Annotated in this window: 6 protein-coding genes and 1 pseudogene; all 7 read left to right on the top strand. The window is 39.8% G+C overall.

Going from position 1 to position 15,426, the window contains the following annotated elements; translation table 11 throughout:
- Positions 1–32 precede the first annotated feature (32 nt).
- The 7 genes and pseudogenes from HMPREF9010_RS22660 to HMPREF9010_RS22690 all read left to right on the top strand — a co-directional run bounded on the left by HMPREF9010_RS22660 (position 33) and on the right by HMPREF9010_RS22690 (position 15,420).
- Positions 33–851, top strand: coding sequence for an FAD:protein FMN transferase (locus tag HMPREF9010_RS22660; RefSeq protein ID WP_008646558.1), 819 nt, complete (start codon positions 33–35; stop codon positions 849–851).
- Positions 852–1,077: 226 nt separating this feature from the next.
- Positions 1,078–1,455, top strand: a pseudogene (locus tag HMPREF9010_RS22665) (acetate--CoA ligase family protein); the annotation flags it as partial.
- Positions 1,456–1,552: 97 nt separating this feature from the next.
- Positions 1,553–5,581, top strand: coding sequence for a two-component regulator propeller domain-containing protein (locus HMPREF9010_RS22670; RefSeq protein WP_008646557.1), 4,029 nt, complete (start codon positions 1,553–1,555; stop codon positions 5,579–5,581).
- 92 nt (positions 5,582–5,673) lie between these two features.
- Positions 5,674–7,683 carry a hypothetical protein gene (locus HMPREF9010_RS22675; protein ID WP_004311150.1) on the top strand — a complete coding sequence of 670 codons (2,010 nt, stop codon included), beginning with the start codon at positions 5,674–5,676 and terminating at the stop codon, positions 7,681–7,683.
- 186 nt (positions 7,684–7,869) lie between these two features.
- Positions 7,870–9,879 carry a glycosyl hydrolase family 95 catalytic domain-containing protein gene (locus tag HMPREF9010_RS22680; protein WP_004311151.1) on the top strand — a complete coding sequence of 670 codons (2,010 nt, stop codon included), beginning with the start codon at positions 7,870–7,872 and terminating at the stop codon, positions 9,877–9,879.
- A gap of 240 nt (positions 9,880–10,119) precedes the next feature.
- Entirely contained in the window at positions 10,120–12,150 is a 2,031-nt protein-coding gene (locus HMPREF9010_RS22685; protein WP_004311152.1) for a hypothetical protein, read from the top strand.
- Between the two features lie 165 nt (positions 12,151–12,315).
- Positions 12,316–15,420, top strand: coding sequence for a SusC/RagA family TonB-linked outer membrane protein (locus HMPREF9010_RS22690; protein ID WP_008646554.1), 3,105 nt, complete (start codon positions 12,316–12,318; stop codon positions 15,418–15,420).
- Positions 15,421–15,426 lie beyond the last annotated feature (6 nt).

Below are 15,426 nucleotides of genomic sequence, written 5' to 3'. Positions count from 1 at the left end.
GTGTAATCCGTGCCTAATTTGTGTTTTATACGATGCAGACCACTATTCAACATCTATACAAACCGTCAAATGATGGTAACTCCTTGTTTTATGCCTGGTTCCTTTCCATGCATACACGGGTGGATATTATCTTATGCAGCCGGAAACCGGAAGGGGAGTTGCTGCTTGTGGTCAATCGTATTTATGATGCATTGTGTCGGCTGGAAAAGATGGCGAACTTTTATGATCCGGCCAGCGAATTGTCTATTCTCAACCGGACAGCCTCTGTTTCTCCCGTTGTTCTTAGCGAAGAACTTTATTCAATGATCGATTTATGTCTGGAATATAATGGTAGGACTTTGGGATGCTTCGATATCACAGTTCATTCGGAAAATTACAATCAGAACACTATACATTCAGTACATTTATCTGCCGGAGATCGTAGTGTCGCTTTTTCACAGCCGGGAGTAACTATCAATTTGTCCGGCTTTCTCAAGGGATATGCTTTGGAAACAATCAGAGGTATATTGAATGAGGCTCTGATAGAAAATGCATTGATAAATATGGGAAACAGTTCTATTCTTGCTTTGGGTAATCATCCGGTAGGTTCGGGATGGAAAATTAATGATATACTTCTTCACAACGAATGCCTTACAACCTCCGGCAATGACTCTCCCAGCCGTCGGCACATTGTTTCTCCCCAAAATGGAAAATTGGTGGAGGGCGTCAAACAAATTGCTGTAGTAACAACTAACGGATCAATAGGGGAAATCTTGTCTACCAGTTTATTTGCTGCTGACAGCGAACAGCGTAAGGCTTTGCTGGCTGAATCTTCTTCTGTATTAAACCGTTTTTTCTTTATTGGTTACTAGGTATTTTTTTAGGGCGTGTGGTATTGCTTGATAGAGTTTACTGGGATGATAAAGCTTGGCCTAATCTTTTGGGTAACGGTTCAGCTGTAAAGACTGAAACAGATAGGTAAAAAGAATGTGAGGTATGTTAAAAAAAACTTTCATTATGGAATTTTTGATATACCTTTTTCATTATTCGGAATTTATTTTGTCTTTGTAGGAACATTATCGTCTATGCCGAAGGTGCGGGGTAGACATTTTGAGGATTCGTCGCATTATTGATTCTATTCCGGAGAATGGTTATATTGCTTCCAATTACGTACAAGCATTACTGCATGCTGCCGGTACTCCGCTGGTAGATGAGTTTGTTTCCGATAATAAAGAGGAGCTAGTAGCTTTCGTTCGTCGGTGCAGATTTCTGATTCATTCACTGCGTGCTTATATAATTATTCAGGGAACACGTGGACAAAAGAGAGTCAAAGAAGATAAATTTGCTGAAACTATTGTTCGTTTGTCCGCCTTGCTACATTTCGCTACAGAAATCAAAGAAATGGATATAAATCCGTTTTTAGCTGCGCAAAGAGCCGTTATAACAGTTGATGCGTGTATCCGAATAGAAAAATAGGACTATTCTTTCATTCATTGAGACATATTTACTATCTTTCCGCTATGATTTTGCCTACATTTGGTAACTCAAAACGAAAGGATAGAAAACACATAGTATGAAGAAAACCCTGACTCTTTTAATCTGTCTTATTTGTTATCAGATACTCTGTCACGCTCAAGTGGCAGACGAACACTATTATTTCAAAAATCTAAGTGTACAGAATGGATTATCGCAGAATACAGTAAATACAATTTTACAGGATAAGCAGGGCTTTATGTGGTTCGGCACCAAGGATGGACTGAACAGATATGACGGTCTGTCATTCCGTAAATTTAAGCATGATGACCGTAGTCAGCGGAGCATAGGCAATAATTTCATCACGGCACTTTACGAGGATGAAAAAGGAAGTATCTGGGTGGGTACGGACGTAGGGCTTTATATCTATTATCCGGAAAAAGATTCTTTCGAGCATTTTACCAAACAAAGTGTAGAGAATACAAGGATAGAACATACTGTGACGGCTATCTCCGGAGATAATCAGGGGTGTGTCTGGATGGCAGTGGAATCACAGGGATTGTTCTGTTATAATCTGGAAAAAGGAGAGCTTCAGAACTATACCTTACAGAACTTCTCCTTTCTTACCACCAATGTTGAGACTTTTGCTTTTGACAATAGCGGAACCCTTTGGATCGGCTGTTATGGCGATGGACTTTTCTATTCGAAAGACCGTCTGAAAACTCTCCATCCTTATTTATCGCCTGTGAATAACAAGGAAATTTATGCGAACGACGTAGTGACCTGTATTGTAAAAGGTGCATACAACTGCTTGTATATAAGTTCTTTAAAAGGAGGAGTGAAAGAATTGAATCTGACTTCAAACAAATTGCATGATTTACTTTTCGAAGATGAATCCGGGGAGTCTGTTTTCTGTCGTGAACTGTTGGTTGCTTCTGACAATGAACTATGGATTGGTGCAGAGTCGGGACTTTATATCTATAATCTCCGGCTAGGTAAGTACGTTCATTTGCGCAGTTCGATTAATGATCCTTATTCTTTATCCGATAATGCCATTTATTCATTGTGTAAAGATCGTGAGGGTGGCATTTGGATTGGCTCTTACTTCGGCGGTATAAACTACTATCCTCGTTTTTATACGAACTTCGAGAAATATTATCCGAAAGGAATAGAGAATGGCCTGCACGGGAAACGAGTGCGTGAGTTCTGTCAAGATAACCAGGGAATTCTATGGATTGGTACGGAAGATGGTGGCTTGAATCGTTTTAATCCTAAAACCAAGACTTTTTCTTTCTTTACGCCAAGTAATGCTTTTACAAATGTTCACGGACTGTGCCTGGTTGATGATAATCTTTGGGTGGGAACTTTCTCGAAAGGAGTAAAAGTGGTGGATACTCGTACAGGAGCTATTGTGAAAACCTATCAGAAGACAGACTCGCCCCGTTCATTGATAGATAATAGCGTTTTCTCCATTTGCCGAACGACGACGGGGGATATTTATCTGGGTACTTTATTCGGTTTGTTGCGCTACAACAGACAATCTGATGATTTTGACCGGATACCGGAACTGAATGGCCGGTTTGTATATGATATAAAAGAAGATTCGGGAGGAAACCTCTGGCTGGCCACTTACGCAAACGGTGCTTACTGTTATAATGTAAGTGAGAAGAAATGGAAGAATTATTTGCATAATGAAAATAATCCGAAAAGCCTTCCTTATGATAAAGTGGTAAGTATCTTCGAAGATTCTCACCGACAAGTTTGGTTGACAACTCAAGGTGGAGGGTTCTGTTTGTTTCATCCGGAAACGGAAACCTTTACCAGCTATAATCTGGCAGACGGATTGCCAAATGATGTCGTTTATCAGATTGTGGAAGATAAAGATGGACTTTTCTGGCTGACAACGAATAATGGCCTCGTATGTTTCCAACCTACTACCGGAGCAATGAAAGTATATACTACCTCCAATGGTTTGCTGGGCGATCAGTTTAATTACCACTCCAGCCTGGAGACGGAAGATGGTACGATTTATCTGGGAAGTATCGACGGCTTTATCGCTTTCAATCCGAAGACCTTTTCAGAGAATAGGTCGCTCCCATCTATTGTGATTACGGATTTCCTATTGTTTGGCAAAGAAGTGTATGTCGGTGAACCGGGATCTCCATTGGAAAAGAGTATCACTTTCTCTGATGAACTTATTCTTCAGTCTAGTCAGAACTCTTTCTCTTTCCGGGTAACAGCATTGGACTTTCAAGCTCCAAGAATGAGTAAAATCATGTATAAATTGGATGGTTTTGATGCGGATTGGCTGACAATTGGCGAAAGCCCTATTGTTACTTATTCCAATCTGCGATATGGCAATTATACATTCAAAGTGAAGGTTTCTAATAGTGATGGAGTATGGAATGAAAATGGAATATCATTAAAAGTACATATTCTTCCTCCTTTCTATCTTTCTGTTTGGGCTTATTTTGTATATGCTTTGTTGATTATAGGTTGTTCTTTGTATGTAATTATATATTTCAAGAGGCGTAGTAACAACAAGCATCGCAGGCAGATGGAGAAGTTTGAGCAGGAGAAAGAACGTGAAGTTTATCATGCAAAGATTGACTTTTTTACGAATGTAGCTCATGAAATACGTACACCGTTGACATTGATTAAAGGTCCGTTGGAAAATATCATACTGAAAAAACAAGTGGATGCTGAAACCCGTGAAGACTTGAACGTCATGAAACAGAACACGGAACGATTACTCAATCTGACCAATCAGCTACTTGACTTCCGCAAGACGGAAAGCCAGGGATTCCGGTTGAACTTTGCAAAATGCAATATAACAGAGGTCTTGAAGGAAACTCATGTACGTTTCACTTCTCTTGCAAAACAGAAAGGGTTGGAATTTACCTTACAGGTACCAGAAAAAGATTTCTATGCCCATGTTAATCAGGAAGCATTTACGAAGATCATCAGCAACTTGTTGAACAATGGAATGAAATATGCCGAGAGTTATGTACATGTAATGCTGGAAATACCCGAAACTGATGATGATAATCTATTCCGTATTCGCACAGTAAACGATGGAGTAATCATTCCTGATGAAATGAAAGAGGAGATTTTTAAACCTTTTGTTCGTTTCAATGAGCAAGAGGATGGAAAGGTGACTACTGGCACTGGAATCGGTTTGGCACTCTCTCGCTCGTTGGCTGAATTACATCAGGGAACTTTGGCTATGGAGACAGGAGAAGAAAGTAACATTTTCTGTCTGACTTTACCGGTCGTTCAGGATATGACAATCACTTTAACCCCAGAGGCGGAGGTGGAAATTGATAGGGTAAACGAAATCCCTGCCGAACAGGCGGGAAGGAAAGATAACCGTCCCACTGTGCTGGTAGTAGAAGATAATCCTGATATGCTTACTTTTGTTGTTCGTCAATTGTCGAGAGATTATACAGTGTTGACAGCTACTAATGGTGCAGAAGCATTGAAGGTGCTTGATGGTAACTATGTGAATCTGGTGATAAGTGATGTTGTGATGCCCGTGATGGATGGTTTCGAATTGTGTAAGACGATTAAGTCGGATTTGAATTACAGCCATATTCCGGTTATCCTGCTGACTGCCAAGACCAATATACAATCAAAGATAGAGGGGATGGAACTGGGAGCAGATGCTTATATTGAAAAACCTTTCTCTGTAGAATATCTACAAGCGTGTGCTTCTAACCTTATTCAGAATAGAGAGAAACTGCGTCAAGCTTTTGCGGAGTCTCCTTTTATAGCTGCTAATACAATGGCTTTAACAAAAGCTGATGAGGAATTTATCAAAAGGTTGAACGAAGTAATTCAGATTAATTATGCCAATCCTGAATTTAGCATGGATGACATGGCAGATAACCTGAATATGAGCAGGTCTAACTTTTATCGGAAAATAAAGGGAGTGTTGGATTTGAGTCCGAATGAGTTCTTACGCCTGGAGCGTTTGAAAAAGGCAGCTCAATTGTTGAAAGAGGGAGAAAACCGGGTGAATGAAATCTGCTACATGGTGGGATTTAATTCTCCGTCTTACTTTGCTAAATGTTTCCAAAAGCAATTTGGGGTATTGCCTAAGGATTTTGTTAATTCGAAAGAAGAGTAGATTATATATAGAGTTGTATTTCACTCTATATCATCTGTTATATTGAGGATTTATAATTTATAAGTGTGAAAATTTTAATAATACGATAAGATATGATGACCAGACAAAAGACTTTGTGGTTTACACTATTACTAATTGGATTGTATACCAGTTTTCTGAATGCCAGTGAGATAACGAGATGGGTGATTACTTCACCTGACAGTATTTGCTGGAGAGTGAATGGTGTGCATAATGACCATATTGAAATGAGTGGACTGAAAGTTTCAACAGTATTGCGCTATGGTGTTAATGAAGCTGGTGAATGGGTGATTGACCGGAATATGGTTTTACCTACTTTTCGTACTATCCCTAATGATACCCATGGTAGTTTGCAGCATCATTTTAATGGAGACTGGGCACATTTATGCCTTGTAAATGGCCAGCCGTTAGTAGGTGAAAAGGTAGAGACTGTATCGCTGAATGGAATTATGACTGTAAAGAGTGTATATGCTACTAGAGGGATTTCGTTGACACGTACACTTTTTCCTTCCACGTCACAACCGGCCTTCTGTGAGAAATATGAGTTGGAGAATACGACAGATCACCCACAGACAGTTCAGCTCCCATCGACCACTCTTTCTTATTATACTGATGAGGCAAAAGGAGTGGAAGGCAGTTATACATTAACGGCTACCCTTTCTTCTCCGGTAAAAGATGGTACTTATCTACTGAAAGCCGGAGAAAAGGCCTGGTTTCAGGTAATCTATGCAGGATATAAGAAACATGATCAGGAGTTGGCGTTGGATGTTAATAATGAACTTCTGGCACGTCGGAGATTTTTGAGTCAGATACAGGGTAACCTTGTGTTAGAGACTCCGAGTGACGTAATCAATACTATGTTTTCTTTTGCCAAGATACGTGGTTCGGAAAGCATATTTGATACTAAAGGCGGATATATGCAGAGCCCAGGTGGAGAAGCTTATTACGCTGCTGTTTGGGCGAATGATCAGGCCGAATATATCAATCCATTTTTTCCATATTTAGGTTATCAAGCCGGAAACCGTTCGGCTATGGATTCATTCGGGTTGTTTATGCGCTATATGAATGATGAGTATAAACCTTTACCTTCATCTATAATTGCAGAAGGGATTGATTGTTTTGGTGTTGCGGGTGATCGTGGTGATGTAGCAATGGTTGGCTATGGCGCAGCACGTTATGCTTTGGCATCCGGTAATTGTAATGAGGCTGAAAAATTGTGGCCGCTGATTGAATGGTGTCTGGAATATTGTCATCGCCAGCTGAATGCGGATGGGGTGGTAAAATCTGATTCTGATGAACTTGAAAATCGTTTTCCTGCCGGAAAAGCCAATCTATGTACATCTTCATTATATTATGATGCCTTGGTTTCAGCTGCTTATTTGGGAAAGGCACTGAAAAAAGAACATAAACAGATAAAGTCTTATCAGGATAGGGCTGCTGAACTTTATAAGAATATTGATGCATATTTTGCCCGTAATGTAGAGGGGTATGACACCTATCGTTATTATGATGGTAATACAGTGCTGCGTTCATGGATTTGCATTCCTCTGACTATGGGTATTTATGATCAGGCGAAAGGTACTGTGGAGGCTCTATTCTCTGATAAACTGTGGATGGAGAATGGGTTGTTAACTCAATCGGGTACTTCTACTTATTGGGATCGTTCTACACTCTATGCTTTCCGGGGGGCTTACTCTTGTGGTGCCAGAGATATAGCTACTGAATATTTGGATAAATACTCTGCTACTCGTTTGTTGGGTGATCATGTTCCTTACGCAGTGGAAGCGTGGCCGGAGGGAAACCAAAGGCATTTATCCACAGAAAGTGCTTTGTATTGTCGCATTATGACCGAGGGGTTGTTCGGTATCCGTCCCATTGCATTGGATGCTTTTATGATGACACCGCAGCTACCGGAAAGTTGGAATACGATGTCATTGAAACGTATCTGTGCATTTGGTTCCATATTCGATATTGAGGTGAAGCGCGATAAAGATGACAAACTGTTGGTTCTGATAAAAAAGGATCATAAGATTGTAAAAAGAAGTAAGATTACGAATGGAAAACCGATTGAAGTACGTATTTAAATAAGATAAAATAATCTGTCTTTTGATTTAAGCCAATTTTGGTAACAAAATTGGCTTAAATATTATTTTTAGTACGCTTTTGGTTTATTTGTCACATCATTTGGTCAGGTTATTTCCTAATGATTGGCAGATACGCCCTATTTTTGTGTCGGATGTCATTAACAAATTAAATATCTTATTTTTTATATGAGAAATCTATTTATCGTATTTTATTGTCTGGTATCAGCTCTTACTATTAAGGCAAATGGACAGGATAGTTTGTGGAAGATACAGACAACTGATTATCACGGAACTTATTACGGGGCAACAGTTGCCAATGGGGGGATTGGTATCCTGCCGTGGAAAGAACCGTTTTCTATTCGCCATGTCATGCTAAACCATGTTTTTGATTCTGCTACTCCTCAAGATGTGAGTCGTGTTTTACGAGGAATCAATCCATTCAATTTGCAGATGCAAATTAATGGACAGACTGTAAATGGTGATAATATTTCGAGATGGGAACAGTGTATAGATATGAAAGAGGCTACCCATAATACGCACTTCACTTGTGATGGAAAAGCGGATGTATCTTATAGCATCTGTGCTCTAAGAAATTTACCTTATGCAGGACTGGTTCGTGTGGAGGTTGTGGCACTGGGGGATATGTATTTGACAGTGTCAAATCCTATTGAGATACCTGATGAGTATAAAAACATAGGTTCGAAACTGGTCAATGTGAATGTTAATGGGAATGATATAAAAATAGTGCGTACTTGGGCTTTATCAAAATACCGCGAACAAAAAGTTTCAGCTTCTTCCGCATTTATTTATGATAAGAATTCCAGTGTGCAGCAACAATATAATGGGAGTGGTCAGATTTCTATTTCATTAAAGAAAGGAGAGAAATTCTTTTTTACTTTATTAGGTGCTGTTTGTACCGGACGTGATTTTATAGATCCATACAATGAGTCAGACCGTGAAGTGATTTATGGTGCGAAAGAGGGATTGACGCGTCTGATGGATGGGCATCGGAAACTCTGGAACGAGATGTGGAAAGGTGATATTGTGATTGAGGGGGATGATGAAGCACAGCGTACTGTGCGTTTTGCACTTTATAATCTGTATTCCAATGCACGCAAAGGAAGTCGGTTGAGTATACCTCCTTTTGGACTTTCTTCACAGGGATATAATGGGCATATTTTCTGGGATACCGAATTTTGGATGTATCCGCCTATGCTCTTTATGAATCAGGGCATTGCACGAACAATGATGGATTATCGTACAGATAGGCTGGAAGCTGCTTGCCAGAAAGCATTAAGTTATGGATATGATGGGGCTATGTTTCCTTGGGAAAGTGATGATGCAGGAGAAGAAGCGTGTCCGACTTGGGCGTTGACTGGTCCTTTTGAACATCATATCACAGCTGATATCGCCATTGCGGCCTGGAATTATTACTGTATGAGTGGCGATCAGCGATGGTTGCGTGAAGAAGGATTCCCTTTAATGGAGAAAGTGGCAGAATTTTGGGTAAGTCGTGTAGAAAAGAATGACGATGGTTCTTATTCGATTCGTAATGTGGTTTGTGCCGATGAATACGCAGAGGGTGATGATAATGCCTTCACGAACGGTACTGTTATACGCGCATTACAGGATGCTGCTAAAGCTGCTTCCATATGTGGGCTTAAAGCTCCAGTAATTTGGAAGGAAATAGCAGCAAAGTTGCGCATCCCCAAATTTGAAAATGGAGTGACTATGGAGTATGATGGTTATAATGGACAGGTTATCAAGCAGGCGGATGCTAATTTACTGGTATATCCATTGAACCTGATTACCCGTCCGGAAGAAATTCGTAAGGATTTGGAGTATTATGAGGGAAAGATTGACAAAGGAGGCCCCGCAATGTCATTCTCTGTATTGGCTTTGCAATATGCACGCCTTGGTGAAGGGGATAAGGCTTATGAATTATTTGTGCAAAGCTTCCGTCCCAACCAGCTACCTCCGTTCGGTGTACTTTCTGAAGGTGCAGGAGGTACTAATCCTTATTTCTCAACTGGTGCGGGAGGACTTTTGCAGGCTGTAATCAATGGCTTTTGTGGTTTGGAAATTACAGATAGCGGTATTAAACAATTGCCTTCGAAATTGCCAGGACATTGGAAGAAGTTGGTAGTTAAAGGAGTCGGACCGGATGGTAAAACATATGTCCGGCTTCAGAAATGAGTTCAATTTTTTCGGTTGCGTAAATAAGAGTCAGAAGATGTATACTTTGGGAGGGAAATTGAGACTGGAATTTCATTTATTGACCTGTTTTTAATATCCTAAGCTGGTAGAATTCCATACTTTTGTTGCGTATCACACAGGCTACAAAATATTAGCTGTTGCTCAAGTTTGAAAATGAATTATTAGTGTATTAACAGAACCAGTATTTATTTTATTACTGATTCATTTAATTGAATTTACATGAATTTAAAATGCTTATTTTGTGGAATACTTATTGGGTTATATGTTGAGGCTGTTGAAGCCGTCAATTATACTCCAGAAAAGATTTCAGCATCTATTTCCTTAAAAGTACCGGGAAATGAATCGGAAAAATACTCGCTGGATATGCGGCAGTTGAAGAATGACTGTTCATCTTATCTGTTGGAACCTTCCAAAGGTATTCCGATGGTAATAACTCAGAGAATGGAGGATATGAATGGTAAGTTACGTATCAATGTCAGTCTAACTGCATTAGAGGATGTTTATTTTAATTTTAGCGAGCAGTTGTCAACCGGTTTTAATCATGATGATTGCCAGTTCTATATGCCGGGGTTCTGGTATCGTCGCAATCTGCGATCTCCTAAGGAAGCACCTTCATTTCATACATCAGACAGCTGGTTGGTGCGTGAGGATAGATTGAGTGCTCCTCTTACAGGTATTTATTCAGAAAAGGAAAAAAGCTTTGTGACGGTGAGTCGTATAGACAATTTTGCTAATGAGGTTTTGTCTACTCATCGAGAGGGAGAAATCATTCTTTCAGGTAAAACTTCAATAGGTTTTACTGGATTCGAAAATCAGAATGGAGTGGCAACACTTTCTTTCGGTTTTCCTTACCGTGAAGCACCTAAAAGCTATATTCGAAAATTAACATTGGCTCCGGCGGTAGAGGCTTTTCAGTCTCTGAGAAAAGGAGAAACAATGTTACTGACATGGGAGATCTTGGAGAATAAAGCTGATGATTATTCTGATTTTATTCGGAATGCGTGGGAGTATAGCTATGACACTTATGCTCCGGTTCCGGTTGATACTCCTTATTCTATTGAGGATATGAAAGAAGTTATGAGCCGTTTTTTTGTGAATAGTCTGGTGACTGGTAATTCGTTGACTTTTAATTCGGGTATTCATTTGCGGACTGCTGATTGTCAGAGTAACGGTCAGGCAGAAGTTGGTTTTATTGGCCGTGTACTCCTTAATGCATTCAATGCTTGGGAATATAGTTGGCAATGTGGCAGAGAAGATCTGAAAGAAAACAGTATGAAAGTATTCGATAGTTATTTGAAGAATGGCTTTACCCAGGCTGGTTTCTTTAAAGAATCGGTAAACTTTGATAGAGGGTATGAAGATCCTGTACATAGTATTCGTCGTCAATCAGAAGGAGTTTATGCTATGCTTCATTTTCTTGCTTATGAAAGGGAGAATGGCCGTCGTCATCCTGAATGGGAACAAAAGATGAAAAATATGCTCGATATACTTCTGCAGTTGCAACATGAAGATGGCAGTTTCCCCCGTAAATTCCACGATGATTTTACAATAGTCGATAATAGTGGAGGAAGTACACCCTCGGCCACTTTACCTTTAATAATGGGATATAAATATTTTAAGGATAAACGTTATTTAGCTAGTGCTAAAAGGACAGCAGATTATTTGGAGAAAGTCTTGATATCTAAAGCTGACTATTTTTCATCTACTCTCGATGCCAATTGTGAAGATAAAGAGGCTTCTCTTTATGCTGCTACGGCAACTTATTATCTTTCGTTGATAACGAAAGGAGATGAGCATCGTCATTATGCCGACCTGACAAGAAAGGCTGCTTATTTTGCATTGTCATGGTATTATGTATGGGACGTTCCTTTTGCTCAAGGTCAGATGTTGGGTGATATCGGTCTAAAAACTCGTGGTTGGGGTAATGTTTCTGTAGAAAATAACCATATTGATGTGTTTGTTTTTGAATTTGCTTCGGTACTGCAATGGTTGTCAAAGGAATATAAGGAGCCACGTTTTGCCCATTTCGCGGAGGTGATTTCTACTTCCATGCGCCAATTGTTACCTCATGAAGGGCATCTATGTGGAATTGCCAAATCCGGTTTTTATCCGGAAGTCGTTCAACATACCAACTGGGATTATGGCAAAAATGGGAAAGGGTATTATAACGATATCTTCGCACCGGGATGGACAGTCGCTTCTTTGTGGGAGTTATTGACTCCGGGGCGTGCGGAACATTTCTTAAAATGACAGAAATAGGTCAGAAGATATCTCAATTATATTTTAATTTCATTTTGAACGATTTTTTTTAATTATTGGTCTATCTATTTTATTACATTTTGTATTAATTGTCTACTTTTGCTCTCACTCAATATGAGATAAAGTATTTATTATGAGTTTTTTAAATTTAATATTATGGACTTGAAGAAAGCATTGTTTGTTTGCTTGTTGTTCTATTATGGAACAAGCGCTAACTCCGCTTTACCGGAACATTCTTCTATGTCTGGTAAGACTAATATGTCGGAGCAAGCGAAAGGTATTCGTATCAGTGGTACGATAACCGATAAGGACAAGAATCCTCTTCCTGGTGTGAATGTACGTGTACTGGAACAGACAGGGACTGGAGTGATTACGGATATGGACGGACATTTTTATTTGAATGTACCCGGAAAGAATTCTGTAATAGAGATTTCGTATATTGGCTTCAAAACTCAACAAATAAAAGTTGGAAGTAAGATTAATTTTGATGTAATTTTAGAAGAAGATATTGAAGCCTTGGATGAAGTTGTAGTTACTGGATATGGTAGTCAGAAGAAAATGTCGGTTATCGGTTCTATCGAGACATTACAGCCTAAGAAGTTACAGGTTGGTGCCACACGCTCTTTGTCTAATAATCTGGCAGGACAGATTGCCGGTGTGATAGCGGTTCAACGTTCGGGAGAACCGGGTTACGATTCCTCGAATTTTTGGATTCGCGGTATTGCTTCTTTCTCCGGTGGACAATCTCCGTTAGTGTTGGTAGATGGTATCGAGCGCGACTTGAATAACATAGACCCCGCTGAAATTGAATCTTTCTCAGTATTGAAAGATGCATCGGCGAGTGCTATGTATGGTGTACGTGGTGCAAATGGTGTCATTGTTATCAATACGAAGCGTGGTAAAGTAGGAGCTCCTTCTGTCAATTTGCGTGTGGAACATTCTATTGCAGAGCCGACAAAACTTCCGGATTTTATTGGGGCAGCCGATCATATGGCATTGATAAATGAAATAACAGAGAATAAGTCGCGTTTGCCTTTCAGTCAGGAGCAGATTGACAGAACGAGAGATGGTTATGACAGAGATTTGTATCCGGATGTAAATTGGCTGGATGAAATAACAAAGGATTATGCTTATTCTACTCGTGCGAATCTGACTGTATCAGGTGGTTCCGATTTCCTGCGCTATTCGTTGGTTGGTTCTTATTTCGGTGAGAAGGGAATCATGGAGACGGATAAGTCTTTGCCTTATGATACAGGAACGAAACTAACTCGTTATAATATGCGTGCGAATGTTGACTTGGATGTGACTAAGACAACAGTGCTGCGTTTAAATGTCGGTGGGTTCCTCCAAACACACCGCAAACAGGCATTTAGTACGGACGATGCTTTTGATAGAGCGTTTATAACTTCTCCTTTCGTGTATCCTGCCCGCTATTCAGATGGGACTATTCCAATTATGGCTATTAATGATGTGAACCCTTGGGCAGCGGTGACACAGCAAGGTTACGACGTAGTTACAGCTTCACAGATTCAGTCACTCTTTGCTATTGAACAGAATCTGAAGATGATCACGCCGGGATTAAAAGCGAAAGTAACCTTTTCTTTCGACCGTTGGAATCAGAGTTCGATTACAAGGGGAAAGGATGCTACTTATCATAGTATTGCTACCGGACGTGACATTGAAGGTAATCTGATTCATTCTGTACTTAAATATGGAGATGACTCTTTGGGACATGGAAATAAAGGGGAATATGGAAATTCGAGGGTTTATTTTGAAGGAACATTAACGTATGCTCACACTTTCGGAAAGCATGACGTAGATGCATTGTTTCTGTATAATCAGCAAAGTTATGATAATGGTAGTGTACAACCTTATAGAAAACAAGGTATTGCGGGTAGATTGTCTTATACTTTCGATAGCCGTTATGTGACGGAGTTCAACTTTGGATATAATGGTTCAGAGAATTTTGCTAAAGGTAAACGTTTCGGCTTTTTCCCTTCTGTGGCAGTCGGATGGTTATTGTCTGAAGAACCTTTCATGGATCGTTTCAGAAATACATTGAGTAAATTGAAATTAAGAGGTTCTATAGGAAAAGTTGGTAATGATGATATCGGAGGACGCCGTTTTGCCTATATAACAACATTGAATACCAATGCAGATAAGTATAACTGGGGTGATACAGGACAGATTGGTCGTACCGGTATTTCAGAAGGAGAAGTTGGAGTTGAAAATCTTACCTGGGAAACAGCTCTGAAAATGAACCTTGGTTTTGAACTGGGATTATGGAATGAATTGGAATTACAGGTAGATGTTTTCAAAGAAAAACGTACCAATATCTTTATGCAGCGTAAGATTATTCCTTCACAGACAGGATTCTTGACTAACCCTTGGGCCAATTTTGGTGAAGTGACTAACCGCGGTGTGGAATTCTCCTTAAACTATAATAAACAAATTAATAAAGATTGGTTTGTAGGTTTCCGTTCTAATTTCACATATGCTATTAATAGGGTGGACGAATACGATGAGCCAGAAACTGTGAAAGGTACATACAGAGGATTGACAGGCCGTTCATTAAATACTTTGTATGGATTGCAGGCAGAAAGATTGTTTACAGAAGATGATTTCGATGCGAATGGTAATTTGAAATTCGGTATACCGACACAGGACGTTGGAGCTTCAAAAGTACGTCCCGGTGATATCAAATATATAGATATGAATGGCGATGGCATTATCACTGATGCGGATGAAGGATACATTGGTGGAACGGTAGACCCGCGTATTGTTTATGGTTTCGGAGGTAATGTGAGCTACAAAAACTGGGATTTGAATTTCTTCTTCCAGGGAACAGGTGATACTTATCGTGTGATTGGTGGAACTACGTATTTCATTCCGGGTAGTGGACAAACATTACAAGGCAATGTCTACTCTAATTATAACGACAGATGGACAGAAGAGAATCCTTCCCAAGATGTATTCTGGCCGAGATTGACGGAGGAACCTAACAGACAGAACTACCGGAATTCTACATGGTGGAAAAAGAATATGCGTTTTATGCGTTTGAAAACGCTGGAACTTGGATATACTTTACCGCAATCTGTAACTGATAAGATACATTCTAAAGCTATTCGTTTTTACGTGAGTGGTAATAATTTATTCTGTTTCTCTCCTTTCAAACTGTGGGATCCGGAATTAAATACGAACACCGGTCTGCGTTACCCGGCTATGCGTTCTGTAATGTTTGGAGTTGACCTGAATTTCTAATTAAAA

The organism is Bacteroides sp. 3_1_23 (assembly GCF_000162555.1).
GTDB lineage: Bacteria > Bacteroidota > Bacteroidia > Bacteroidales > Bacteroidaceae > Bacteroides > Bacteroides ovatus.
The sequence above is the reverse complement of the archived record's forward strand: the minus strand, read 5'-3'. Positions and strand labels throughout refer to the sequence as shown.

What these genes read in the sequence shown, in the direction of transcription:
- HMPREF9010_RS22660 (WP_008646558.1), top strand. Translation starts at nt 33, where the DNA reads ATGCAGACCACTATTCAACATCTATACAAACCGTCAAATGATGGTAAC.
- HMPREF9010_RS22670 (WP_008646557.1), top strand. Translation starts at nt 1,553, where the DNA reads ATGAAGAAAACCCTGACTCTTTTAATCTGTCTTATTTGTTATCAGATA.
- HMPREF9010_RS22675 (WP_004311150.1), top strand. Translation starts at nt 5,674, where the DNA reads ATGATGACCAGACAAAAGACTTTGTGGTTTACACTATTACTAATTGGA.
- HMPREF9010_RS22680 (WP_004311151.1), top strand. Translation starts at nt 7,870, where the DNA reads ATGAGAAATCTATTTATCGTATTTTATTGTCTGGTATCAGCTCTTACT.
- HMPREF9010_RS22685 (WP_004311152.1), top strand. Translation starts at nt 10,120, where the DNA reads ATGAATTTAAAATGCTTATTTTGTGGAATACTTATTGGGTTATATGTT.
- HMPREF9010_RS22690 (WP_008646554.1), top strand. Translation starts at nt 12,316, where the DNA reads ATGGACTTGAAGAAAGCATTGTTTGTTTGCTTGTTGTTCTATTATGGA.